General features: G+C 54.4%; 20 protein-coding genes and 1 tRNA gene. 10 read left to right on the top strand and 11 right to left on the bottom strand.

What is annotated here, in order from left to right; genetic code table 11:
* Positions 1-106: 106 nt before the first annotated feature.
* The 4 genes from I2E69_RS07470 to mazG form a co-directional block, all read right to left on the bottom strand.
* On the bottom strand, positions 107-868 hold the full coding sequence (locus I2E69_RS07470; protein ID WP_195460925.1) for a LytR/AlgR family response regulator transcription factor: 762 nt from the start codon (positions 866-868) through the stop codon (positions 107-109).
* A complete protein-coding gene (locus I2E69_RS07465) occupies positions 868-2,172 on the bottom strand; it encodes a histidine kinase (protein ID WP_195460439.1) in 1,305 nt (434 codons plus the stop codon). The genes I2E69_RS07470 and I2E69_RS07465 overlap by 1 nt, the downstream gene beginning before the upstream one ends.
* A gap of 152 nt (positions 2,173-2,324) precedes the next feature.
* The gene (locus I2E69_RS07460) at positions 2,325-2,858 is read right to left on the bottom strand and encodes a gamma carbonic anhydrase family protein (protein ID WP_195460437.1); all 534 of its coding nucleotides are present in this window, start codon (positions 2,856-2,858) and stop codon (positions 2,325-2,327) included.
* A 23-nt stretch (positions 2,859-2,881) separates the two neighbouring features.
* Positions 2,882-3,661, bottom strand: coding sequence for a nucleoside triphosphate pyrophosphohydrolase (gene mazG / locus I2E69_RS07455; protein ID WP_195460435.1), 780 nt, complete (start codon positions 3,659-3,661; stop codon positions 2,882-2,884).
* Positions 3,662-3,762: 101 nt separating this feature from the next.
* On the opposite strand from mazG, the gene I2E69_RS07450 reads away from it, so the two are divergent.
* Positions 3,763-5,916 carry a beta-N-acetylhexosaminidase gene (locus I2E69_RS07450; protein WP_195460434.1) on the top strand — a complete coding sequence of 718 codons (2,154 nt, stop codon included), beginning with the start codon at positions 3,763-3,765 and terminating at the stop codon, positions 5,914-5,916.
* 2 nt (positions 5,917-5,918) lie between these two features.
* Here I2E69_RS07450 and I2E69_RS07445 read toward each other — a convergent pair whose 3' ends face one another.
* The 3 genes from I2E69_RS07445 to I2E69_RS07435 all read right to left on the bottom strand — a co-directional run bounded on the left by I2E69_RS07445 (position 5,919) and on the right by I2E69_RS07435 (position 9,902).
* Positions 5,919-6,563 (bottom strand): lysoplasmalogenase, encoded by a 645-nt coding sequence (locus I2E69_RS07445; protein ID WP_195460432.1) that lies wholly within the window; start codon positions 6,561-6,563, stop codon positions 5,919-5,921.
* A 69-nt stretch (positions 6,564-6,632) separates the two neighbouring features.
* Positions 6,633-9,098 (bottom strand): phenylalanine--tRNA ligase subunit beta, encoded by a 2,466-nt coding sequence (gene pheT / locus I2E69_RS07440; protein ID WP_195460431.1) that lies wholly within the window; start codon positions 9,096-9,098, stop codon positions 6,633-6,635.
* A gap of 156 nt (positions 9,099-9,254) precedes the next feature.
* On the bottom strand, positions 9,255-9,902 hold the full coding sequence (locus I2E69_RS07435) for a hypothetical protein (RefSeq protein ID WP_195460430.1): 648 nt from the start codon (positions 9,900-9,902) through the stop codon (positions 9,255-9,257).
* A 382-nt stretch (positions 9,903-10,284) separates the two neighbouring features.
* Here I2E69_RS07435 and I2E69_RS07430 point away from each other — a divergent pair, with 382 nt between their 5' ends.
* Entirely contained in the window at positions 10,285-11,646 is a 1,362-nt protein-coding gene (locus I2E69_RS07430; protein WP_195460429.1) for a TrpB-like pyridoxal phosphate-dependent enzyme, read from the top strand.
* A gap of 52 nt (positions 11,647-11,698) precedes the next feature.
* Here I2E69_RS07430 and I2E69_RS07425 read toward each other — a convergent pair whose 3' ends face one another.
* From I2E69_RS07425 to lysA, 4 genes are all read right to left on the bottom strand, one after another.
* On the bottom strand, positions 11,699-12,268 hold the full coding sequence (locus I2E69_RS07425; protein WP_195460428.1) for a YdeI/OmpD-associated family protein: 570 nt from the start codon (positions 12,266-12,268) through the stop codon (positions 11,699-11,701).
* A gap of 74 nt (positions 12,269-12,342) precedes the next feature.
* Complete coding sequence (locus tag I2E69_RS07420; protein WP_195460427.1) at positions 12,343-13,392, bottom strand: hypothetical protein; 1,050 nt, start codon at positions 13,390-13,392, stop codon at positions 12,343-12,345.
* Positions 13,393-13,442: 50 nt separating this feature from the next.
* A complete protein-coding gene (locus I2E69_RS07415) occupies positions 13,443-14,342 on the bottom strand; it encodes a DMT family transporter (protein WP_195460426.1) in 900 nt (299 codons plus the stop codon).
* A gap of 32 nt (positions 14,343-14,374) precedes the next feature.
* A complete protein-coding gene (lysA, locus tag I2E69_RS07410) occupies positions 14,375-15,538 on the bottom strand; it encodes a diaminopimelate decarboxylase (RefSeq protein ID WP_195460425.1) in 1,164 nt (387 codons plus the stop codon).
* 254 nt (positions 15,539-15,792) lie between these two features.
* Between lysA and lepA the strand changes: the two genes are divergently transcribed.
* From lepA to I2E69_RS07370, 8 genes are all read left to right on the top strand, one after another.
* On the top strand, positions 15,793-17,583 hold the full coding sequence (gene lepA, locus I2E69_RS07405) for a translation elongation factor 4 (protein WP_195460423.1): 1,791 nt from the start codon (positions 15,793-15,795) through the stop codon (positions 17,581-17,583).
* Between the two features lie 4 nt (positions 17,584-17,587).
* Positions 17,588-19,495: an AMP-dependent synthetase/ligase gene (locus tag I2E69_RS07400; RefSeq protein ID WP_195460421.1), complete on the top strand. Its 1,908-nt coding sequence runs from the start codon at positions 17,588-17,590 to the stop codon at positions 19,493-19,495.
* A 65-nt stretch (positions 19,496-19,560) separates the two neighbouring features.
* Positions 19,561-19,633: transfer RNA gene (locus tag I2E69_RS07395), tRNA-Gly, on the top strand.
* A 485-nt stretch (positions 19,634-20,118) separates the two neighbouring features.
* A complete protein-coding gene (locus tag I2E69_RS07390) occupies positions 20,119-20,376 on the top strand; it encodes a hypothetical protein (protein WP_195460419.1) in 258 nt (85 codons plus the stop codon).
* A 127-nt stretch (positions 20,377-20,503) separates the two neighbouring features.
* Entirely contained in the window at positions 20,504-20,722 is a 219-nt protein-coding gene (locus tag I2E69_RS07385) for a hypothetical protein (protein WP_195460417.1), read from the top strand.
* On the top strand, positions 20,719-21,183 hold the full coding sequence (locus I2E69_RS07380; protein ID WP_195460415.1) for a hypothetical protein: 465 nt from the start codon (positions 20,719-20,721) through the stop codon (positions 21,181-21,183). Before I2E69_RS07385 ends, I2E69_RS07380 begins: the two co-directional genes overlap by 4 nt.
* A gap of 55 nt (positions 21,184-21,238) precedes the next feature.
* A complete protein-coding gene (locus I2E69_RS07375; protein WP_195460413.1) occupies positions 21,239-22,285 on the top strand; it encodes a hypothetical protein in 1,047 nt (348 codons plus the stop codon).
* 11 nt (positions 22,286-22,296) lie between these two features.
* Positions 22,297-24,249 (top strand): hypothetical protein, encoded by a 1,953-nt coding sequence (locus I2E69_RS07370; RefSeq protein ID WP_195460412.1) that lies wholly within the window; start codon positions 22,297-22,299, stop codon positions 24,247-24,249.
* The last annotated feature ends 12 nt before the right edge of the window (positions 24,250-24,261 follow it).

The raw sequence follows: 24,261 nt of genomic DNA, 5'->3' as shown, positions 1-24,261 counted from the left end.
CATTTCGGGAATCCGTTTTCCCGGAGTTCCTGATGCAAAGGTAAGACCAAAACGAAGACCCGGAGCGGGGCTCCGGGTAAAACGGCAGAACGACGGGGTCAACCGCCTATTCAACGGGGTGAAGCGACCTCAGCCACGCTTTGAATTCGGGGACACGGGCTTTGGAGATGATGATTCGCTCGGGAGTTTCGACCACGAGATGCAGCAAAAGACGGCTGCCGAACCACACGGCGATCTCTTTCACGGCGCGGCGCGAGACGATAAACTGACGGTTGGCACGGAAAAAGTCCACCTCGGGCAGCAGGGTTTGCAGCGCTTCGAGGGTCTTGTCCATGGGGTAGACCGTGCCGTCGAAACCGCAGGCCGTGACCTTTTCGTTGCTGGTATAGCAATAGGCGATCTGTTCGCGTTGCAGGGGAATGATTTTGTCGCGCACGTGCACCAGGAAAACATCCTCGCGGCGGCTGGCGGCCATCGTACGGACGCGGGAGCCGTAATCGCGGCGTTCGACCGACGTGAGGCGATGCAGTTTCGACAGCGCACGGCCGACATCCGAAGCGTTGAGCGGTTTGAGCAGGTAGTCGATGCTGTTGACCTTGAAGGCTTCGAGGGCATACTGGTCGTAGGCCGTCGTAAAAATCACCGGGGCGGTGATCTCCACGGCGTCGAAGATGCGGAACGAATCGCCGTCGGCCAGGTGGATGTCCATGAACAACAGGTCGGGGTGGGGATTCGAGCGCAGCCATTCGACGCTCTCCTCGACGCTTTCGAGCGTCGCGACGATCTCCATATCGGGCGCCGCCTGCCGCAGGATTGCCGCGAGGTTGCGGGCGGCGGCGGTTTCGTCTTCGATAATGAGGGCTTTCATCATACGGCAGGATTTTGAAGCGGCATACGCACGGAGAAGGTTTCGCCGTCGTCGACGATTTCGATGTCGCTGCCGGTGATCAGATGCCAGCGGTTACGCAGGTTTTCCAGCCCGATGCCGGTCGAAGGTTCGGATTCGAGCTTGGGAACCTTGGGGTTCGACACGACGAGCAGGTCCCCTTCGGTGCGCACCGAGATGTGGAACGGCTTGTTGCGGGTGATCGAGTTGTGCTTGACGGCGTTGTCGATCAGCGGTTGCAGCGAGAAGGCCGGGAGTTTCCACGTCAGGAACCGGTCGTCCACGTCGATGTCGAAAAAGAGCTTGTCGGCATAGCGTATTTTAAAGAGGTAGCTGTAAGCTTCGAGGAATTTCAATTCCTCGTCGAGCGTCATCAGCATGCTCTGCCCGTTCTGGATGATGTAGCGGAACGTATACGAAAGCTGGTCGATATAGATCAGAGCTTTCTGGTCGTGCTTCTCGCGCACGAGCATCGCCAGCGAGTTGAGCGAATTGAAGAAAAAATGGGGGTTGATCTGCCCGACAAGCATGTTGTAGCGCGTCGTGAGGTTTTCGTTCTTGAGTTGTTCGTTCTCGACGACGACAGCCTGCCGCTGCGAGATCAGCACGTAGATACGCCCGTAGAGCATCGCCGCCACCACGGCGAACGAGCATTTGAGCAGCAGCATGTAGTCGAACATCCGCCCGCCCATGAAATTCATCTGGATGCGGCCCGTGTGCCAATCCGTGACGGGCGCCACGCAGTAGAGGGCCACCGCGGCGACGCAGCACCACAGGCAGCGGCGCACGAAACGCGGCATCGAATAGTTGCGCCTTACGGAGGTGAGGATCGAAAGCATTACGAACGACACGACGAGGTAATAGAACAACTGCAAAAGCAGTTCGGTCATTTTCGAAGGTCCGTTGTAGAGTTTGCTGTAATCGAACTCCATGCCGTTGTGCATGCGCACCTCGCCCAGCATCGGATGCGCCCGCTCGTTGCGGGGCGGCATGATGTTGGCCACGATCCTGTCGCCGGAGGCGATTCCCAGCCAGCGCATCCGCCGCGTCGGGACATAGACGCTGTCGCCGTTCTCGTAGATCAGGTAGCCGTAGCCGTCGGGATGTACCGAAAGGATGCCCTCGTCGCTCCGTTCGACAGACCGTTCGCCGGCAGGACGAGACTGCGTGTCGGTGTTCAGGTCCACGAGCATCAACAATACGTAGGAGAAGTTGACCACCAGGCTGATAGCCACGGCAACCATCAGGTTGAGTACCAGATCGGCATATTTCGATTGCAGTTTCATGGGCGAAAATATTTAGTTCGGTTTCGTACGGCGGCCGGAAAACGCTTCCTGCCGCCCGGCATACAGGCCTCCGCCGGAGCGGCCCGGGCAGATCGGACTGCATACGCGCAACTCCGGGTTGCAACAGCCGTCGTGCGTCAGCGCCGGCGAGGCTACTCTTCCTCCTTATACCAGGAGGCGTAGAGCATATAGTCGTGGGCCGTGCGGCGGATAATCTCTTCGCGCTGCTCTTCGGTCACCTCCTTGACCTTCTTGGCCGGAACGCCCGCGTAGACCGAATTGGGCTCCAACCGGGCATTCGAAAGCACCAGCGCATTGGCCGCGATGATGCAGCCCGAAGGGATGTGGGCGTTGTCCAGAAGGGTAGCACCCATGCCGATCAGGCAGTTGTCTTCGATGACGGCGCCGTGGATGATGGCGTTGTGGCCCACCGAAACGTCGCTGCCGATAATCGTCTGCGAAGGGTGCTTCGCCTTGTCGTAGATCGTGTGGAGCACCACGCCGTCCTGGATATTCGTACGGTCGCCGATGACGATCCGGTTCACGTCGCCGCGCAGCACGGCGTTGTACCAGATCGAGCAGTCGCGGCCGATGGTCACATCGCCCAGGATAACGGCCGTTTCGGCCAGGAACGTGTTTTCTCCGATAACGGGCTCATGCCCGCGGACTTTTCGTATAAGCGCCATAATAAATTTTAATTCTTAATTTTTCATTTTTCATTCCCCTTGGCTTCCTGCCACAGTTCCTCCATTGCGTCGAGCGGCATTTCATGGAGCGTATTTCCCTTTGCGGCAGCCTGCTGCTCCATGTAATTAAAGCGACGGATGAACTTCTTGTTCGTGCGTTCCAAGGCCGATTCGGGGTCTACGCCGTAGAGGCGGCAGGCGTTGATCAGCGCAAAAAACAGGTCGCCGAACTCGCCTTCGAGATCGGTTTTGCGGCCCGACTTCATTTCGGCCTCGACCTCGCCCAACTCTTCGCGGACCTTCTTCCAGACATCCTCCTTTTTCTCCCAGTCGAAACCCGCACCTGCGGCCTTCTCGCCCACACGGTAGGCCTTGACCATCGCCGGAAGCGACCGCGGAACACCGCCCAGCGTGCCGGTTTTGCGGTTCTTCTTGCGGAGTTTCAGCGCTTCCCAGTTCTCCTTGACCTCGTCGGGCGTATTGGCGTGAATATCGCCGTAGACGTGCGGATGACGGTAAATCAGTTTGTCGCACAGCGCATCGGCGACTTCGCCGAAGTCGAAAGCGCCCTGCTCCTCACCCAGTTTCGAATAGAACACCACGTGCAGAAGCAGGTCGCCCAACTCCTCCTTGATGCCCTCCATATTGTGGTCGGTGATGGCATCGGCCAGTTCGTAGGTCTCTTCGATGGTATTGCTCCGCAGCGAGTCGAAAGTCTGTTCGCGGTCCCAGGGACATTCGCGTCGCAGGGTATTCATCACCTCCAAAAGACGGGCCGTAGCCTCCAAACGTTTGTCTTCCATTTACGATTCTATTTTTCAGATATACCGAGGTTTTACCCCCGCAAAGTTAGCATATTCGGCGAAAAATAGTAATTTTGTTTTCAATAAAATCTTTCCGTCGCATGAAACTACGACTTCTGATTTCCTTTACGGCGACCCTATACGGGTTGTTTTCCGCTACGGCGCAACCCGCCGCCGGGCGGCATACGTCCCGACCCGGCGTCTACGCCATCACACCGCAAACGGCCCTCAGCTACGAATCGGGGCTGGCCCCGCTGGCCAATTACCTGCGCAGTTACATCGACGTGGAAACGACCGGGGAACGCATGTCGGCCGACAGGGCGATCGTTTTGTCGACCGACACGACGCTCGGCGGGGAAGCCTACCGGCTGACGGTAGGGACAGACCACATCGAAATCGCCGGAGGAACTTACGGGGGCGTTTTCAACGGCATCCAGGCCCTCTTCCGCATGCTTCCGCCCGAGGTATACGCCCGCAAGTGCCCGCTGCCCGCAGAGATTCCCTGCGGCGTGACGGAGGACGCTCCGCGGTTCGCCTACCGAGGGATGATGCTCGACGTGGCGCGCACGTGGATCGGAGTACCGGAAGTAAAGCGTTATATAGACCTGTTTTCTTATCACAATATCAACAAATTACACCTACACCTTTCGGACGACGAAGGGTGGCGTATCGAGATCAAGTCGCATCCCGAGCTGACCGAGATCGGCGGCTTTCGCGGCGGCGATTCGCCCGTACGGCCCGTATACGGCAAGTGGTCGGAGAAATACGGAGGCTATTTCAAGCAGAGCGAGATGCGTGACCTGATCCGCTACGCCGCCGAGCGCAACATCGAAATCATCCCCGAAATCGACCTGCCGGGGCACAGCCGCAACATCGCCTCGGTGCATCCCGAAATCCGCTGCAACTATCCGCCCGATACGGTGTCGACCAACGGTTACGACTATCGCTCGGCGTGGTGTGTGGCCCGCGAGGAAAACTACAAACTGCTGGGTGACATCCTGGGCGAACTCTGCGAACTCTTCCCGTCGGAATACATTCACGTGGGCGGCGACGAGGTCGACATGTCGCAATGGGAGCAGTGCCCCGACTGCCGGGCGCTGATGAAGCGGCGCGGCATGACGGATACCCACCAGTTGGAGGACCTCTTCATGGAGCGCATGGCCTCGATCCTCCGTTCGCACGGCAAGCAGCCCGCCGTCTGGAACGAAGCGGTACGCACGGGGGCCTTCACCAAGGAGTGCCGCGTACACGGCTGGGAGAGCGTCAAAGCCTGCCAGGATGCTACGACGAAGGGTTACCGGACCGTCGTGATGCCGGGCCAGTATTTCTATTTCGACATGCGCCAGTCGCCGCGCGAAGACGGACACGACTGGGCGGCGATCTTCGACGCCAAAAAGGTCTACGGATTCGATTTCAGCGCATTCACCCCGGAGCAGATGCGCAACGTCGAGGGATTGCAGGGGGCTTTCTTCAGCGAAGCTTACATTTCGCACGAACCGGAAAAGCCCGACTACCTCGATTACATGCTTTTCCCGCGCGTCTGCGCCTTGTCGCGAATCGCATGGAGCGGCAACGCCGAAGGATGGGACGCTTATTACAAGGAACTGAAAGAACGGCATTACCCCCGCATGGCGGCCATGGACATCCGCTTCAGGCTGTTCCCGCCGAAGCTCAACTACAAGGACGGGGTATTCACCGCCTCGGCGGACGACGGTTCGAAGGTCTTCTACACACGGGACGACGAGCCCGGGGAGCTGCGCCTGACGCGCCCGCTACGGACCGACAAACCGCATCTCTACCGCTTTTACTCGCGTTACAAGACCGCCCGCAGCCCCTATGTGACCGACAAATCTTATTGGCGGACCCTTGCGCCGGCCGTTACGATCACGACCTCGATGGGCGAAAGCGAGAAATTCCCCTATACGAATGCCGCGACCTACAAGGGCCTTTCACGCACACGCCGCGCGTGCCGCCAGAAGGACTGGATACTTTACACGTTCGACGAGCCGGTAAAGTGCCGGGAAATGTATCTCCAGACGGGTAATCGCCAGTTGCCGAAGACGATCGTGACGACAGGTTACGCCGAGGTATCGTACGACGGCGTAAAGTTCGAACAGGCCGGAGAGTTGGAAATGGGCAGCATCACGCTTCGGCCCGGACGCCCGGTGAAGGCCGTGCGGATCGTCTCGACATGCGACGACAACGGGACGCCTTACGTGACGATCCAGCCGCCGCAGGTAAAACCGGTGTTATAAACTCAAAGCCGGGACGCGGCGCCGCGCTCCAGGGATTTGAGAGCAAAGCAGAAAAACAGGTACTGCGCCAGGTAATAGGTGACCATGATGACATAGGTCCGGGCCGGAACAGGCCCGATGAAACGGTTCCAGGCGATCACCGAATCGGAAAAGACGAACAGCAGGGCCGCACAGCGGAAACCGACGCTGTAAACGCCTTCGTATTGCAGCACCGAATAGAGCATGCCGGCGATAACCAGCCCGTAGACGGCTACACCGATAAATTCGGCCGGAAACGGAGCGTTGGGAACAACGCCGATAAACAGAAACAGCAGCAGCGGAACGATGATGGCCAGCGACAGGACGCGGGGAGCACGCTGCGCCCGGGGCAGGAACCACCAGATATAGGCGACGTGGGCCAGTGCGAAAAAGGCCATCTGCGCAATGAACAGGTGTTTTGCACCCATCACGTCGCCGGCGGCCGACAGCAGAAACGCAACCCCGATCGGGTACAGCTCCCTGCGGCGGAGCAGGAGCGTAGACAGCCCCAGCAGCAGGACGGGGTAGGCGACTTTGTACGGAAGCGCCGCCGTTTTCGAAAAGAACAATACGGCGCCCGCCGCAAAGAGCAGCGTCGTCCAGACGAATATTTCCGATAATCGTTTCATTGTCGTATTCAAATAACAGCCGCCCGACTCTTTGCAGGGTCGGGCGGCTGTTCGGTTGCCAAAACTTCGTTAAGCCCGGACCTGAGCGCCGCAGCGCTCCTCGAACTGCCGGGTGAGGTTCGACATCACACGCTCGATGGTCTTGTCGTCCAACGTGCGGGTCTTGTCCTCCAGGATAAAACTCAGGGCATAGGATTTCTTGCCTTCGGGGAGTTTGTCGCCTTCGTAAACGTCGAACAGCGAAACGCTCTTCAACAGTTTCCGCTCGGCAACGAAAGCCACGTCGCGCAGCGCCGAGAAAGTCACCTGCTTATCCACCAGCAGGGCCAGGTCGCGTTTCACCTCGGGGAACTTCGAGAGTTCCTCGGCGACGATCCGGTTTTTCTTCGTGGATTTTACGAGGGTGTCGAAGTTCATCTCCAGGTAGTACACATCCTGCTTGACATCGGCCTGGCGACGGATTTTCGCAGCGACAGAACCGATCTGCAACAACTCCTTGCCGTTAAGCGACAGCGTGAGGCCCTCGCTGAAGAGGTCGGTTTGCAGGGTTTCGGTTTTCAGCGAATAGATGTCGATGCCGAAACGGCGCAGCAGCTTTTCGGCAACGGCGCGCAGGGTGAAGAACGACGCTTTTTCCGGCTTGGCGTTCCACGACTGGGGCGTGGAAACACCCGTAACGGCGATGGCAAGGCGGTATTGCTCGGAGTAGGCCGCGAGGCGGTTCTCCTCCGTACGCTTCGATTCGTCGTAGAAATAGCAGTTGCCGAACTCGTAAAGGCAGAGGTCGCCGTTGCGGCGGTTGGCGTTGAGTTCGACGGCCTCCAGCATGTTGAACAGCAAGGTCTGACGCATCACGTTCAAATCGGCGCTCAGCGGATTGAGGATGCGCACGCAATGCTCCGCAGGGTAGGATTGCAGGCCCTCGTAATAGGCCGCCTTCGTCAGCGAATTGGACATGATCTCCGTAAACCCGTTGGCCGTCAGGAAATCGGCGGCGAGGTTCATCAGCTTATTGCGGTCGGGTTTGGGTGCATAGGAGAGCGTCGAACGGACCTGCACGGGTATCTCGACATTGTTGTAGCCATAGATGCGGAGGATGTCTTCGATGAGGTCGGCTTCGCGCTGCACGTCCACACGGTAGGGAGGCACGGAGACGGTCAGCACGCCGTCCTTCTCGGCAAGGATTTTCACCTCCAGCGCCGCGATGATCGTACGGACGACGGTTTCGGGAATCTGCTTGCCGATCAAGGCGTCGACACGCGCCAGCGAGAGGTCGAAGACGAAATCTCCGATCGGTGCAGGGTAGATGTCGGTAATGTCGCTCGCGATCGTACCGCCGGCCAGCTCCTTCATCAGCAGGGCGGCGCGCTTGGCGGCGTAGACCTGCATGTTGGGGTCGATACCGCGTTCGAAGCGGAACGACGAATCGGTATTCAAGCCGAAGCGTTTGGCCGTCTTGCGGACCCAGACGGGATTGAAATAGGCGCTCTCGATAAATACGTCGGTCGTGGTGTCGCTGATGCCCGAATCCAAACCGCCGAAAACACCGGCGATGCACATCGGACGCTCCGCGGAACAGATCATCAGGTCCTTGTCGGTCAGCTTGCGCTCCACGCCGTCCAGCGTCACGAAAGGCGTACCCTCGGCGCAGGTGCGGACCACGACTTCGCGGCCCTCGATCTTGTCGGCGTCGAAGGCGTGCAGGGGCTGGCCCAGCTCGAACAGCACGAAATTGGTGATGTCGACGAGGTTGTTCTTGGGATTGATGCCCGCGGCGCGCAGGCAGTTCTGCATCCATTCGGGCGAAGGGGCGATCTTGCAGCCCTTAACCGTCACACCGACATAGCGGGGAGCGGCTTCGGGATTCTCGACGCGAATCTTTACCTCCAGGCTGTGGTCGTCGGGAGCGAAAGCCGACACGTCGGGCAGCTTCATTGCGACATTCTCGCCGCGGCTCTTCAGGTAGGCGGCCAGATCGCGCGCCACGCCGATATGCGAAGCGGCGTCGACACGGTTGGGCGTCAGGCCGATCTCGATCAGGTAGTCGTCCTCGATATGTAGGTATTCCTTGGCTGTCATGCCCACGGGGGCATCCGCCGGAAGTTCCATGATGCCGTCGTGCGAAGCTCCGATGCCCAGTTCGTCCTCGGCGCAGAGCATGCCCAGCGACTCCACGCCGCGGATTTTCGAGCGTTTGATTTTGAACTCCTCGTCGCCGCCGTCGGGGTAGAGCACCGCACCGACCGTAGCGCATAACACCTTGAGCCCCGCCCGGCAGTTGGGCGCGCCGCAGACGATCTGCAACGGCTCGACGGCCCCGACATCGACCGTAGTGATGTGGAGATGGTCCGAATCGGGATGGTCCGCCGAGGTCAGGACCTCACCGACGACAACGCCCGCAAGGCCTCCTTTCACGGTTTCGATCTTCTCGAAACCTTCGACTTCGAGGCCGATGTCCGTGAGGATTTCAGCGACCTTTTCGGCCGGAAGATCGGTGTCGATATAACGTTTGAGCCAGTTATACGAAATATTCATGGTAGGATAAATTATTTTCTAAAATCAAGCAAAGATAAGTATTTTTCCGCAAAACGTGGAAAAACACCTCATATAACTCGCACGAGCAAAAGAAAAAAGCCTCGGGGCTACTGCTCCGAGGGCTTAACGTCGATTCGTGAAGGAAAGAAACGGATTTTACTTTCCAGTTATTTTATAGCTTGCTGTCAAAACCCGCCCGGTTTCCATTGTCACCGAAACCGTAATCGTCTGAGGCTTCGTTATCGGCAATCCTTCGTCGAAGAAAGCCAACTTTACCGATTTGGTACTCAATAATTCCAAATCAGCGGCGGTCAATTCATTCACCCGTTTTTTAACCCAAGACAAGGCCCCGTATGAATGCTCCTCTTTCAGGGCCGAAGCGTATGAATAGGCCATAAAATAACATAGGTCATTTAAAGAATCTCCGGCAGAATGCTTGTCGTCCCAGGCTATATTACTGGAGATATGAATCTCTTTGAAATTCTCGGCAAAGCATTCATAATCACCGATTGAATAGCAATCGTCAACGGCTGCATCCTGTTTGAAATTATCATTCTTTTCAGCGGCCAGTTCTTTGAATCGTGCAACATTTGCAGCATCATCCGATATTATGCTGTAAATAGGGCCAATACCATCGATTACAAAGGTTATCTCATTTATTAGAGATATGCTTATCCGATCAACGCTCAGATAGGAATCTATGAGATATTCTTTATAGATTAGATGAGTTCCGGTCAGTCCAGTTTCATTTGAACATCGCAAGAAAGCGAGGCACATGGCAGAAAAAAATATCAATCTTTTCATACTTAATCACTTTTTGTTAATGATCATCTTCATATCTGATACGATACAATCTCCATTATGCGATCGCGCTGTTTATTATAGTACCTCAAATATAACTAATTATTTATCCAAACAAGAATAATGACACATCAGAGTTTGAATATTTTCGGCTGAAAATTTGTTTTTTCGCTTCCGAGGGCATATATTTGCACGAGCAAAACGAAACATGAATTACAATTTCAACATACAGGCATGGTGGTGGCGCCCCGAGACTCTCGTGAACAATGAGTGCGGAACCGCGCGTGTATAGTGAAAACCTGAAAATACACAAGCCCGTTGTTTACGAGAAAGTAAACAGCGGGCTTTTTCTTTAGCACTTTAAATTCAAATACAAATAACGACAATGGAAACCAAGAAATTCTGCCTCTCCGAAAATCAAATGCCCACGCAATGGTACAACATCGTGGCCGACATGCCCACCAAACCGCTGCCGCCGCTGCATCCCGGAACGAAGCAGCCCGTCACGAAAGAGCAGATGTCGGCCATCTTCGCCGAGGAACTGATCGACCAGGAGATGTCGACCGAACGTTATATCGACATACCCGAAGAGGTGCAGGAAATCTATAAAATATGGCGTCCGACGCCGCTCGTACGCGCAACGGGGCTGGAAAAAGCCCTCGGGACGCCGGCGAAAATCTATTTCAAGAACGAAAGCGTGTCGCCCGCAGGCTCGCACAAGCCCAACACCGCCGTGCCGCAGGCTTACTACAACTACAAGCAGGGCATCAAGCACCTGACGACCGAGACAGGCGCAGGGCAGTGGGGCGCCTCGATCGCCTTTGCGGCGAAGCATTTCGGCATCGACCTGCAGGTTTTCATGGTCAAGGTCAGCTACGATCAGAAGCCCTACCGCCGTCTGATGATGAACACCTGGGGTGCGGAGTGCGTGGCGTCGCCTTCGACGCTGACCGAATCGGGACGTGCGGCCCTGGCGCGCGACCCGCACTGCTCGGGAAGCCTCGGACTGGCGATCTCGGAGGCCGTGGAAATGGCGCTGCGCCGTCCCGAAGATACGCGTTACTGCCTGGGCAGCGTGCTGAACCACGTCGCACTGCACCAAACCGTGATCGGACAGGAGGCCGTGAAGCAGATGGAGATGGCCGACGCAGAACCGGACATGGTGATCGGCTGTTTCGGCGGCGGCAGTAACTTCGCGGGGATCGGATTCCCGTTCCTGCAGAAGAACCTTACGGAGGGGAAGAAAATCCGCGTAATCGCCGTGGAGCCGGCGGGATGCCCGAAGCTCACGCGCGGAGAATTCCAATACGACTTCGGCGACGTAGCCGGCTTCACGCCCCTGATTCCGATGTATACGCTGGGCCACGACTTCCAGCCGTCGGACATTCACGCCGGAGGTCTCCGTTACCACGGGGCGGGTTCGATCGTCAGCCAACTGCTCAAGGACGGGCTGATCGAGGCACAGTCGCTGCCGCAGGTCGAAACCCTCGCCGCAGGCGTATTGTTCGCCCAGACCGAAGGTATCATTCCGGCCCCGGAATCGACGCACGCCATTGCCGCAACGATCCGCGAGGCACTGAAAGCCAAGGAGGAAGGCGTGTCGAAAACCATCCTGTTCAACCTCTCGGGCAACGGCGTGATCGATCTTTACGCTTATGAGCAGTATCTGGCCGGAGCGCTGAAGGACTTTTCGCCCAGCGACGAAGAGATTCGCAAGACGGTCAACCAGTTAGAACAGCTTATTTAAAGCGAAAATTCAGATAGAAAAGACGAACCTTTGCGGGTTCGTCTTTTCTGTTTTAATAGTATTTTTCAATTCCTCCGAATCCTTTTATTTGCTTATTTTCCCTCGTCTTGCCGATGAAGTGGTTTAACCGCTTCTTAAATTCTTCGGGCCGCGTTCGCGCCGCTTCAATGTATGCAATCCGAATACGCTTATATGATTCGGAAAAACGCCGATAGTTTTCCCAGACGGTTTCTTCTTCTTTCAACTTGTCGATTATATCATTCGGGAAGACAAAAGGTTCCGACAAAACAGTCTGTATTTTATCCTTAAATTCAGGATGTATCATCCCATTCGCCGACAGCCATTCAAGTCTTTCCTTGTTGGCTTGCGAATAGGTGCTTTTGGGGTTTCTGGGAGTGAAGCGCTGAATTTTATGTTCCCGGTCGAGCGATTTAATCGTGCTGTCAATCCAATCGAAACAAAGGGCTTCTTCAACCGCATCGTTGTATAAAACGCTTTTTTCGCCTGACGACTTACCGGGAAATACAAACCAAATTTCATCGGCAGTGTCAAAGTTGTCGGTCAGCCACTTTCGCCAGGCATCCCGATTTTCAAAATACTTTATTTTCTTTTCTGTCGCCATAACAACTCATTTAAAATACCCTGCGGACCGCATAATTCGCAGGGTATTTTGTTTTAGACCCGGCCCCCGGAAACCTACAAATCGTATGCTACGAATGTGTATTGCTCCTGCTCGTCGACCGCCAGGGCGATCAGCTGGCTGCGGGTTTCATTGCAGGCTATGGCCTGGACCCTACGGCCGAGATCCAATTTCTTCCGGGGATTTCCGTCCCAGTCGAAAAAATAGACCGTCGACATCCGCCAATCTTTGTCGGAGACCAGTTTTCCCTCTTCGCACAAAACGAAAAAACCGTCTTTATCGAAAGCCGTTGCAAGCGCTCCTTTCCGGCAATCTTTTTCCCAGCGGACGAAATAGCTCTGCTGCCCCGGATCGGACACCGGCAGATAGGAGGGTTCGGCGAAGCGGTACTCCCGGGTAAGGCGGATATTCCGGGGATCGGAACTGTCGAAAAACTGAAAGACGGAACCGAAAAAAGAAGCGTAGGCGATCCGCGTCCCGTCGCCGTTCATATTGAGAACTCCCTGGTAGGCGAGCTGCAATTCGTTGCGGCCAGTCCCGGAGTCGGAATCGCGGTAAGCCCCGAAACCGCTGATTTTACCGCCGTCTCCGCCGAGCAGGCTGAACGGAGCATCCGACGGCTCTCCGCCCAAGACAGCCATTCCCGCATAACGATCAGCTCGGGCGCATGCCGCCAGCCCGAAATAGCCCCGCTGGAAAGGAACGGCAGTTATGGAAGGATTCGGAAGAAACAACTCATCCGACGGAATGCGCAGTATTTTACCGGAATTGGCGTCGTATACGTGCAGCGCATTCCCGGAAAGCCAGATCGACGCTACATTCAAGAGTTCGTTCCCGGCCCGGCCCAAAGAAACCAGATCGTTCCAGCGCCCGTCGTTCAGGTTGTAAACCCGTATCGCTTTCGGGGTCCTGTGATTCGTGCAGATCAGCACGCTGTCCGCACTGAGCAGCAGAACCGGTTCCTGAATAGCGTCCGGACCGATACACAGGGATGCAGGCGTCGGGGTTTCCGTTTTCGGAAACAGCGATGTCAGGGAGTCCGCCGGATCGGTTTTACAACTGGTAAGCAGCCAGAGGAAGGCCGCCAGGGAAATGATTTTTTTCATTGTATTCAAATTAAGACAAACCGCAGAAACTCAAAGTTAACGCTGAAACTCTACCGTGATCCCAGCCAGAGGAAGACCATGCCGACCAGGATAAAGGCCAGGTCGACGGCTTTGGAACACAGGTTGCGCTCGCGGAACAGTACGGCGCCGCAGAGGAACGATACCACAACCGAACTGCGGCGAACCATCGACACGATGGAAATCATCGCATCGGGCTGGTGCAGGGCGTAAAAGTAGGCGAAATCGGCCAGTACCAGAAAGACCGAAATCAGCGGAATAGCCCAATTCCAATGGAACGGAGTGGTCGTGCGGCGGCGCGGCCACCAGAGAATGCCGATGACCACCGACATCAGGCCGAACAGATAGAGGTTGCACCATCCCTGCACGAAGACCGGATCGAGGCGCGACATGATAAATTTATCGTACAAGCCGCTCGCGACAGCCGCAACAGCCGCCACCGCAATGAAAATTATCCAGATGTTGTGACGGAAATCGACACCTTCGCGCCGACCCGAACGACTCAGCAGGAAGAGCGACACGAGTGCAAGGGCGACGCCGGTCCACTGGTAGGCGTTGAGCCGCTCGCCGAAGATCAGGAGCGCACCGATGAGCACCATAACGGGGCGCGTGGCGTTGATCGGGCCGACGATGGTGATGGGCAGGTGCTTCATGGCGAAATAGCCGAAAATCCACGAGGTGAGGACGATGGAGGATTTGAGCAGCACCAGTCCGTGGGCGGAAAGCGTACCGGGCGAAGCAGCCAGCACCGTACCGTCGAACCATCCGAAGCCGCATTCTGCCGAAATGATCATCGGCAGCAGGAAAAGCGCTGAAAAAAAGGTGTTGAGCAGCAGTACGGGCAGCACGGCGTTCCCGGTGAGGGCCTTTTTCTTGGCCGCATCGTAGAAGCCGAGCAGCGCTGCGGAAGTGAATGCGAGGGTGAGCCACATACGAAAGGAAAGGCGGCCGGAGCCGCCTTCATCTATTTGATCTCGTCGCTGTAAACGGCGCCGGGAAGGTCGTGTAAATTATAGCGCGAAGCCATCGACATGCCGTAGGCTCCGGCGGATTTGATCGTCAGCAGGTCGCCGCGGTGCGTCTTGCGCAGGGTGACGTTTTCGTCGAACACGTCCGTCGATTCGCAGGCCGTACCGACCACCGTATATTTATCGCGCACTTCGTCGTCCTTGGCCGTGATATTCTCGATGTTGTGGTAGGAGCCGTACATGGCCGGACGGACCAGCTCGGTCATCGAAGCGTCGACGATCACCAGTTTGCGGCCCGTGGCGGTGGTCTTGTTGAAGAGCACCGTCGTGATCAGTTCGCCGCATTCGGCGACGATCGAACGGCCGAACTCGAAGTGCACCTCGCGGTCGCCGATGCGAAGGTGGTTGTGGACGATCGAGAACAACGAAGCAAAATTGGGAATCGGCTCGTTCTCGGGAACGTCGTAGTTGACGCCCAAACCGCCGCCCACGTCGACGAACCGGAACTTGCAGCCCAGTTTCTCGAGGTTTTCGACGATGACGTTCACCTTGTTGCACATGTTTTCGAAGACGTGCAGTTCGCGGATCTGCGAACCGATGTGCAGGTGAATGCCGATGATGTTGACGTTCTTGAGCGACTTGATCTCCTTGGCGTGTTCGAGAACCTCTTCGTAGGAGATGCCGAACTTACTGTCGGCCTGGCCCGTGTCGATACAGTGGTTGGTCTTGGGGTCGATGTCGGGGTTGATGCGCAGCGCGATGTCGGTCACCTTGCCGGCCTCGGCCGAAAGGGCGTCGACGAGTTCCAGTTCCTGGATCGACTCGCAGTTGATGGCCAGGATATTCTGCTCGATGGCATACTTCAGCTCCTTATCGCGTTTGCCCACACCCGCATAGACGATACCCTTGGGATCGAAGCCCGACTCGATGGCTTTGCGCAGTTCGTTGCCCGAGGCGCAGTCGATACCCAGCCCGTATTCGCGGATGACTGCGAGCAGGTGGTCGTCGTAGTTGGCCTTGATGGCGTAGTGGACTTTATAGCCGTATTTTTTCGACTCGTAGACGACGCTTTCGAGGGTCTGGCGCAGCAGCGCCATGTCATAGAGGTAGAACGGGGTTTCATAGCCCCGGAGCTTGGATGCGATTTGTCTGCTTAACATGTATACCTAACTGCTTGATTGAAGTCGCAAATATAAGTGTTTCGGTTCAATTCAGCAAATCGAATCCTACTTAAATGGATGGGAGACCGATAAAACCGGATAAAAACACCCGCGAAACGAACTTCCGTAAATTCAAAATAATTCGTATATTTGCGACCAAATAAACAGCCGCCAGGCAGGCGGCTCTCCGGAACAGCCCGAACAAAGGCCGTTCCGGGAGAGGGCCGGGACTGCCTTCGCACACATTTTTACATATGAAAAATATCCGAAATTTCTGCATCATAGCCCACATCGACCATGGTAAGTCGACGCTCGCCGACCGCCTGTTGGAAAAGACCAACACGCTCAACCAGCGCGAAATGCAGTCGCAGGTGCTCGACGACATGGACCTCGAACGCGAGAAAGGAATTACGATCAAGAGCCATGCTATCCAGATGGAATACACGGCCCGCGACGGGCAGCAGTACACGCTCAACCTGATCGATACCCCGGGGCACGTAGACTTCTCGTACGAGGTGTCGCGCGCAATCGCTTCGTGCGAGGGGGCGCTGCTGGTGGTCGACGCGACGCAGGGCATTCAGGCGCAGACGATTTCGAACCTCTACCTCGCCGTGGGGCACGACCTGGAGATCATCCCCGTGCTGAACAAGATCGACATGGATTCGGCGATGATCGACGAAGTGAAGGACCAGGTGATCGACCTCATAGGCTGCAAAGACGAAGACATCCTGCTCGCCTCGGGCAAGACAGGACTGGGTGTCGAAGAGGTGCTGGAGGCTATCGTGCACCGGATTCCCGCTCCCAAGGGCGACGAGAACGCACCGTTGCAGGCGTTGATTTTCGACTCAGTATTCAATCCCTTCCGCGGCATTATCGCCTATTACCGGGTATTCAACGGCACGATGCGCAAAGGCGACCACGTGAAATTCTTCAACTCGGGCAGCGAATACGACGCCGACGAGGTGGGCGTGCTGAAACTCAAGATGCAGCCCCGGCAGCAGATCAAGGCCGGGGACGTGGGGTATATCTGTTCGGGGATCAAGACCTCGGCGGACGTGAAGGTCGGTGACACGATCACCTCGGTGACCAATCCCGCCAAGGAGGCCATCGCAGGTTTCGAGGATGTCAAGCCGATGGTCTTCGCGGGTGTTTACCCCGTCGAGGCCGACCAATATGAAGACCTGCGCGCCTCGCTCGAAAAGTTGCAGCTCAACGATGCTTCGCTCACGTTCGAGCCGGAGAGTTCACTGGCGCTGGGCTTCGGATTCCGCTGCGGATTCCTCGGACTGCTGCACATGGAGATCATCCAGGAGCGGTTGTACCGCGAATTCGACATGGACGTTATCACGACCGTTCCCAACGTATCGTACCGCATCACCACGACCCTGGGCGACATCGTCGAAGTGCACAACCCCTCGGGGCTTCCGGAAGTGACGAAGATCGACAAAATCGAAGAACCTTATATTCAGGCGCAGATCATTACCAAAGCGGAATTCCTGGGCAACGTCATCAAGTTGTGCATCGACAAGCGCGGGGTGATGAAAAACCAGACATTCCTCACACAGGACCGCGTGGAGGTCAATTTCGACATGCCCCTCTCGGAGATCGTCTTCGACTTTTACGACAAACTCAAAAGCATTTCGAAAGGTTACGCCTCGTTCGACTACCACCGCACGGGATTCCAGCCTTCGAAACTGGTCAAGCTGGATATTCTGCTCAACAGCGAACCGGTGGACGCGCTTTCGTCGCTCACCTACACGGACCACGCCTATGATTTCGGACGCAAGATGTGCGAGAAGCTCAAGGAGCTGATCCCGCGCCAGCAGTTCGACATCGCCATACAGGCCGCCATCGGCGCCAAAATCATCGCCCGCGAAACGGTGAAAGCCGTACGCAAGGACGTGACGGCGAAGTGCTACGGCGGCGACATTTCGCGTAAGCGCAAACTGCTCGAAAAACAGAAGAAAGGCAAGAAGCGCATGCGCCAGATCGGTAACGTCGAAGTACCCCAGTCGGCATTCCTCGCCGTGCTGAAAATGGATTAGAGCCATGAAAAAGACCATCATCGACCTCTTCGAAGCCTCCGTATGGAAATACGGGGCCAAAACATTCCTGCTGGAAAAGCGACACCGCAAATTCGAACCCACGACTTACGCTGAAACCCGGGAACAGGCGTTGGAAGTCGGAGCGGGACTTGCCTCGATGGGCATCCGCCCCGCAGACAAAGTGGCGATCCTGGCCGAAGGCAGCAACGCATGGATCATCTCGGAACTGGGATTGTTCTACGCCGGAGCCATCAGCGTACCCCTGTCGGTGAAACTCGAAGAGTCGAACGACCTGCTGTTCCGGCTGCGGCACGCCGAGGTCAAGGCCATTTTCGTATCTAAACACCAACTGCCGAAAATTCGCCGCATCCGCGCCGAACTGCCGCAGTTGGAACATGTGATCGTTCTCGGGCACATTCCGCTGGAGTCGGGTGAGACGGCCTACGGGACGCTGAAACGCATGGGGCGCGATTATCTCGCCAAGAACAAGGAGGAATTCATGAAGATCGGGCAGGCCATCCAGAACGACGACTACGCCTCGATCACCTATACGTCGGGAACGACGGCCGACCCGAAGGGCGTCGTGCTGACGCACCGCAACTACACGGCCAATGTCGAGCAGTCGCTGTCGCGCATCGACATCCCGTCCCATTACCGCACGCTGATCATCCTGCCGCTGGACCATTGCTTCGCGCATGTCGCAGGATTCTACATCGTGATCGCCTGCGGCGCATCGGTGGCAACGGTTCAGATCGGCTCGACGCCGATGGAGACGCTCAAGAATATTCCGCAGAACATCCGCGAGGTGCAGCCGCACTTCCTGCTGTCGGTTCCGGCGCTGGCCAAGAATTTCCGCAAAGGCATCGAAAGTTCGATACGCGCCAAAGGCAAGTTCACCGAAGGACTGTTCAACCTGGCGCTCCGCACGGCATATATCTACAACCGGGACGGATACAGCAAAGGGCGCGGCTGGCGCATCGTGCTCAAACCCGCCGTTGCGCTGTTCGATGCCATCCTGTTCCGAAAGGTGCGGAAAGCGTTCGGCGGCAGCTTGCAGTTCTTCGTCGGCGGAGGGGCGCTGCTCGACACGGAGTTACAGCGTTTCTACTATGCCATCGGCATCCCGATGTATCAGGGCTACGGACTCTCGGAAGCGACGCCCGTGATCTCGGCCAATTCGGGCAAATATCACGGACACAAATTCGGTTCATCGGGCAAGATACTCATTCCGCTCGATCTGAAGATTCTCGACGAAGAGGGGAATGAAGTTCCCCGCGGACAGAAGGGCGAAATCGTGATCCGCGGCGAGAACGTCATGGCCGGATATTGGAAAAATCCCGAAGCTACGGCCGACACCGTGCGCGACGGATGGCTGCACACGGGCGACATGGGCTATGTCACGGAGGACGATTTCCTGTATGTATTGGGACGCTTCAAAAGCCTGCTGATCGCATCGGACGGCGAGAAATACAGCCCCGAGGGGATGGAAGAGGCGATTGTGGACAAATCGCCGTATATCGACCAGATCATCATCCACAACAACCAAAGTCCGTTTACGGGGGCGATCGTGGTTCCCAACCGCGAGGCGCTGCGCCGCGAACTGGAAGCCCGCAAAACGCCCGAAGCGGAGCGCGCCGCCGTTGCAGCGGAGATCATCGGGGGTGAGATCGACCGTTACCGGGCCGGAGGTCCTTACGCCGGAGAGTTCCCCGAGCGGTGGCTGCCCGTAGGGCTGGCTATTGTAGACGAGGCCTTCACGGAGCAGAACGGGTTGGTGAACAGCACGATGAAAGTCGTCCGCGGGAAGGTCGAAGAGCATTTCCGCAGCCGGATCGACTATCTCTACTCAGCCGACGGACGCAACCTGAAAAATCCCGAAAACCTCGCATCGCTGAAAAAAATCGTGGATTAAGCGCTATTTTCGGGGGCCGAAAACTTGACAAATAAAAAAAACGGAGTAACTTTGTACTCCGTAATGCGGAAATAGCTCAGTCGGTAGAGCATCAGCTTCCCAAGCTGAGGGTCGCGGGTTCGAATCCCGTTTTCCGCTCTGGAAGCCTTGAGAAAGAGGCGGCAATAAAGAGCAAAAACCTTATGTATCAATGACATGTAAGGTTTTTTTCGTTTTTTGGGTCTTACGGAAAGACGCATTTGGGAGCAGGTTTATACGAGCCGATTCGTGACTTGTTTTGCTCGAGCCTGAATAGGTCATTAGCACAGGTTATTGCATTAACACTCAATACGTATCACCTCATAAGAATAAAACTCACTGATCGCGTCATATAGTGATAAGGAATTATCCCAAATCTCCGGGATACTACTATTTTATGCCTGGCTCCATTCTTTTATTAGCAAACAACCATTACAATATCATATTCTTAAATTTACAAAATTCCACCAACTGCTTTTATCTTAGTTGTTGATTATATATGGATTATATCATTCATTCGTTTACATTTTTTTACTATATATTGTATTGAATGATATCTATTATTATATTGTCAATATCCACAACCATCTAAATTTAACCGTCTTATGAAAAAACTTCAACTTTGGATTGCATTTGTAATCCCCCTACTCCTTTATTCATGTATTAACGATCCTGGATTAGAGTACACGAATTGTGCGGCACAGCCTTATATAGTAGATGTTGCGGTGAAACTGGTTGTTTTGCAAAAATTCGGTTTGAAAAGCCATTTATCTCAATATCTGATGCTGCTGTTCCAGTTCGCGCATATTATGCAAATCACAAAAACGGGATGGATGAAATCGTTCCGGAATCCGATGATATGAAGAATTATAGTGGATATGCGATCTATTACCAATTATATTCAAATAAGCCGTCTTATATTAGCAAATATAGCAAAGGAGGTATCGTCGAACATTTGGGGTTAACCAATATGAAGAGCGGGTAAAACAAATGCAAATTATATTAAGTCAGATCCGTTTTGCAAAATCATCTTGTGTCCAGACACGCATGGGTGGAGAAATTGATGCTTTTCCTGGACAAGACGAAGACTTCTACGAGTATGGGAAATGGGGTGGAGGAGCAATGAATTCGGATGAATTTACCCAATTACCTAAATATAAACAACACAATACAGAGGTTTATTTAAAAAAACATGACTTACTAAAATGAAACAGCTCTTATTAATCTTCGTCACGTTGGTGGCCATCGCATCAACGACCCATGCACAAGTGCCCGTATATTTAGTTTTTACCTCTACGGATGTTCCAACCAATGAGGCTGATCAAACAGAACCAAGTGGGGTTTGGCATTCGAAAGTAACGCCAGCAGACTCGCAAACAGAATGGAGGAACATACCTCGTGTAATATCATTATTTTATGATCAAGATAATCTCTGCTTAACATTCATATCGAAAGATATTGTCCCGATAACAACAAAGCACAAGAATTTTTTGAAGACCGTAACATATATCGATTGGGATATTATCGGTCCGACGCTTACTTCATCTCAAGCGAAAGCGAAATATCAGGAAATATTACAGCACAATGAAATCTATTGCATCGACAGGAGGGATATTCGAAATGATCAAATTGAGTTAATTCCTGTTGGCAAGCCCCAAAGCAGATTTTAATCTGTTATAATAAAAGAAGTGCTCATCCCAGAACTCAACATAAAATAATGCAACCATGAAAAATCTGTTTATTAAAACTATATTCGCCGGATTGTTTCTTTGTATAGCTACGGCAATCCAGGCGCAGCCTTATTTCGACCGCGACGGTATCTATAATCCCGATCGTCGGGCTTATCTGACGGCTGCATACAATTTGACATCCGAACAGTTGGCGCAGTACGATGCCGCTTTGGCCGAAAAAGCTGCGCAGTCGCATGTCTTTTTCGATACGCCCCATCCCCGCAAAGAGTGGATTGCAGGACATATCGACCTTTGCAAACAGTTTCAAAACAAGGTGAAGACATTCTTTAGCCCCGATCAATATGCGAAGTGGGCAGCAGACAATCGCAACAGCGATCAGATTCGAAGGTATCGTGAAAACCTGAATCTGTCGGACATGTCACTGACTCAAATGCTGCAGATTATCGAAGACGGTAAAAAAGAGTTGCGTGGGATTGCCCAGCAAAAGATTCCGGAAAAAGATAAAAAGGCATTGCAGCGCAAAACGCTGGATAAACGGAACAAGGCATTGAAGGCTCTCGTCGGAGAGATGAAAGGCGAGGAGTTGATTCGCTATATTGATCTTGAGGATAAAGCCGCTTTCGTGCGAACCTATTTTCCGCAGTTCAGCTACAATCTGTCGTATGTAGTGGGACAAAATTATCTGGACTTCACCTATGCGACACGGGCTGCCGAATGGTCGGATAAAGATGCGAAAACCATAACGGCTGAAAAGCATACGGCGCACATGAAACTGTTGGCGGATATGAAAGCCTCGCTGACTTCCGAGCAGTATGCTCAATGGCACGAATATCATTTCCGTTACCACGATAACTACATTCGTTATACACATGATATGACCCCTCAGCAGTATGAAATCTATAAAGATGTGATGAACAGTCGCGCTATCGGTCGTCTTGCTGTCGTTAAAACGGGGGCAACGGGAGATGACAAGGCCATGAAACTCGATTCAGTCGACCGGATTACCTACAATGCCCTTTCGGAAAAAATCTCGACGCAATGTGCCGATATGTGGATTAAAAACGCCTATCCGAATAAGTAAAAGTCGTATTTATGGCAGCGCATGGTTTGAAATACGTTTGGCCATTCCTGTTTGCAGGACTATTGGGATGCACCAATGACGCGAAGCGAACTGTCGACCGAAGCGGTTCTCCGGAGTTGGCTGCATTCTATGAACAAGCCACCCGATCGGACGATAAATCGCTGCGAAAGCGGGCATTGTATCTGATCGAGAATATGGCCGGAAAATATGCCATGCTGGACGGCGGAAAGGGTGCGGTTTTCGGCGCATATCTCGACTCTCTGGAACGATCCAATGCGAAGAGTTCAACCCGGGATTTTTCGCATACTACGATGTCCGGAGGCAACGAGGTAACTGAAACATGGTTTCAGGTATACGATACAACCCGAATAAAGGCGGATTCCCTGTGGCTGGATTTACAGTTGGCAAGCCGGATTTGGGACAACAGCCCTTGGCGGGATATGTATTCGGAGGCTGTTTTCAGAGAGTATGTAATGCCGTATCGTATCAGCACTGAACCGCTGGACTACGGCTGGCGCCGATCGGCTTACAACGACCATAAACACTTCTTGTCCGAGACCGATCCGTTAGTACTTTGCCGGAATATCGAAAAGCAACTGCCATTCGGCATCTATTCCATATTTCGGGATTCCGGCCGGCAATCGTATGAATTCTATACGAAAACGAAACGCGGGACCTGCGACGATCAGTGCCTGTACACGGCAATGGTTATGCGCTCGGTAGGGCTGCCCGTGGCTTTCGACATCATTCCGCGTTGGGGGAATCATAATCTCGGTCACTCGCTCAATGCCCTGTTGCTGCCCGATGGCACTTCTGTCGGGTTCAATACCTGCAATGACTTGCAGAATGGTTTGAAGTTGGCCAATAAGGTCCCTAAGATTTATCGCAGAACATACGGCTTACAGAAAACCACGCTCTACGAATTTCGGGAATCGGAATTCATACCGCCTGTTTTCGATAAATTCGATTTGTACGATGTAACGGCTGAATACGGAGCCCCCACAACGGATGTGGATATTCCGATCCGATCCGATAAAGCGGAATCCCGGCTTGCATATCTTGCAGTTCCCAATCGGTGGAATTGGGGGATCGTAGCTTGGGGAGTGCGCAAGGGGAATACTTATCGGTTTGCGGATGTCGGAACGGATTTCCATGCCGGGCAACGTGGCGAAGAGAAAGGCGAGAGTCTCGGAAAGGGAATTGTTTACCTGCCGGTCGTTGCCGATCAATTCGGCCAATATCCGGTCAATGCCCCGTTCGTTCTTGCGTCCGGCTGTGAACCCCGCTATCTGATTCCGGATACGACCCGGAAAAGACGAGTCGTTTTGTCCCGCAAGTATCCGCGGCTGGAACGTATTGTCAAATTCGCCGAGAGCCTGGAACTCTGCGTTGTCGAAGGGGCGAATCGGCCCGATTTTTCGGACGCAAAAACGCTATATACCGTTACGTCTACGCCATCGAGCTATTTGCAGAAAGTTCCTGTCGATGATGCATCCTGTTACCGGTATGTTCGTCTCCGGAAACGTAGCGGCGGATTCTCGATCGGCGAACTCGTATTTTACGATGAGGGCGGCACGCGTCTGTCCGGCGCAACTATTGCGGCTCCGGCCATTGCATCCGAAACGACACTTATCCATATTTTCGACGGAAACCCGCTGACCTTTTTTACCTGTACGGGAGGATTCAACGATCTGTGGATCGGATTGAAATTTCCTGTTTCCCGGCGGATCGGCAGCATCGGTATCTGTCCGCGAACGGACGACAACGATATTTCGCCGGGCGATACCTACGAACTTTTTTACTGGGACAATCGGTGGATCAGTCTCGGCCGGCAGACAGCCGACTGCGAATCGTTGACCTACGATCATGTTCCGGACAATGCGCTGCTGTATCTTCGCAACCTTACCAAGGGCATCGAAGAGCGGCCTTTTACCTATGAAAACAACATCCAGATTTGGTGGTAACCTAAAACCTTT

It is taken from the genome of Alistipes sp. D31t1_170403_E11, assembly GCF_015553985.1.
GTDB classification, from domain to species: domain Bacteria; phylum Bacteroidota; class Bacteroidia; order Bacteroidales; family Rikenellaceae; genus Alistipes; species Alistipes montrealensis.
Note: the sequence above shows the minus strand (reverse complement) of the source record. Positions and strands in the feature narration are given on the sequence as shown.

Excerpts from the sequence above, each read along its gene's own strand:
- pheT (WP_195460431.1), bottom strand. The coding sequence starts at position 9,098 with ATGAATATTTCGTATAACTGGCTCAAACGTTATATCGACACCGATCTT.
- I2E69_RS07465 (WP_195460439.1), bottom strand. The coding sequence starts at position 2,172 with ATGAAACTGCAATCGAAATATGCCGATCTGGTACTCAACCTGATGGTT.
- I2E69_RS07430 (WP_195460429.1), top strand. The coding sequence starts at position 10,285 with ATGGAAACCAAGAAATTCTGCCTCTCCGAAAATCAAATGCCCACGCAA.
- I2E69_RS07385 (WP_195460417.1), top strand. The coding sequence starts at position 20,504 with ATGCAAATTATATTAAGTCAGATCCGTTTTGCAAAATCATCTTGTGTC.
- I2E69_RS07450 (WP_195460434.1), top strand. The coding sequence starts at position 3,763 with ATGAAACTACGACTTCTGATTTCCTTTACGGCGACCCTATACGGGTTG.
- I2E69_RS07460 (WP_195460437.1), bottom strand. The coding sequence starts at position 2,858 with ATGGCGCTTATACGAAAAGTCCGCGGGCATGAGCCCGTTATCGGAGAA.
- I2E69_RS07390 (WP_195460419.1), top strand. The coding sequence starts at position 20,119 with ATGAAAAAACTTCAACTTTGGATTGCATTTGTAATCCCCCTACTCCTT.
- lysA (WP_195460425.1), bottom strand. The coding sequence starts at position 15,538 with ATGTTAAGCAGACAAATCGCATCCAAGCTCCGGGGCTATGAAACCCCG.
- I2E69_RS07415 (WP_195460426.1), bottom strand. The coding sequence starts at position 14,342 with ATGTGGCTCACCCTCGCATTCACTTCCGCAGCGCTGCTCGGCTTCTAC.
- I2E69_RS07400 (WP_195460421.1), top strand. The coding sequence starts at position 17,588 with ATGAAAAAGACCATCATCGACCTCTTCGAAGCCTCCGTATGGAAATAC.
- I2E69_RS07445 (WP_195460432.1), bottom strand. The coding sequence starts at position 6,563 with ATGAAACGATTATCGGAAATATTCGTCTGGACGACGCTGCTCTTTGCG.
- I2E69_RS07435 (WP_195460430.1), bottom strand. The coding sequence starts at position 9,902 with ATGAAAAGATTGATATTTTTTTCTGCCATGTGCCTCGCTTTCTTGCGA.
- lepA (WP_195460423.1), top strand. The coding sequence starts at position 15,793 with ATGAAAAATATCCGAAATTTCTGCATCATAGCCCACATCGACCATGGT.
- mazG (WP_195460435.1), bottom strand. The coding sequence starts at position 3,661 with ATGGAAGACAAACGTTTGGAGGCTACGGCCCGTCTTTTGGAGGTGATG.
- I2E69_RS07380 (WP_195460415.1), top strand. The coding sequence starts at position 20,719 with ATGAAACAGCTCTTATTAATCTTCGTCACGTTGGTGGCCATCGCATCA.
- I2E69_RS07370 (WP_195460412.1), top strand. The coding sequence starts at position 22,297 with ATGGCAGCGCATGGTTTGAAATACGTTTGGCCATTCCTGTTTGCAGGA.
- I2E69_RS07425 (WP_195460428.1), bottom strand. The coding sequence starts at position 12,268 with ATGGCGACAGAAAAGAAAATAAAGTATTTTGAAAATCGGGATGCCTGG.
- I2E69_RS07470 (WP_195460925.1), bottom strand. The coding sequence starts at position 868 with ATGAAAGCCCTCATTATCGAAGACGAAACCGCCGCCGCCCGCAACCTC.
- I2E69_RS07375 (WP_195460413.1), top strand. The coding sequence starts at position 21,239 with ATGAAAAATCTGTTTATTAAAACTATATTCGCCGGATTGTTTCTTTGT.
- I2E69_RS07420 (WP_195460427.1), bottom strand. The coding sequence starts at position 13,392 with ATGAAAAAAATCATTTCCCTGGCGGCCTTCCTCTGGCTGCTTACCAGT.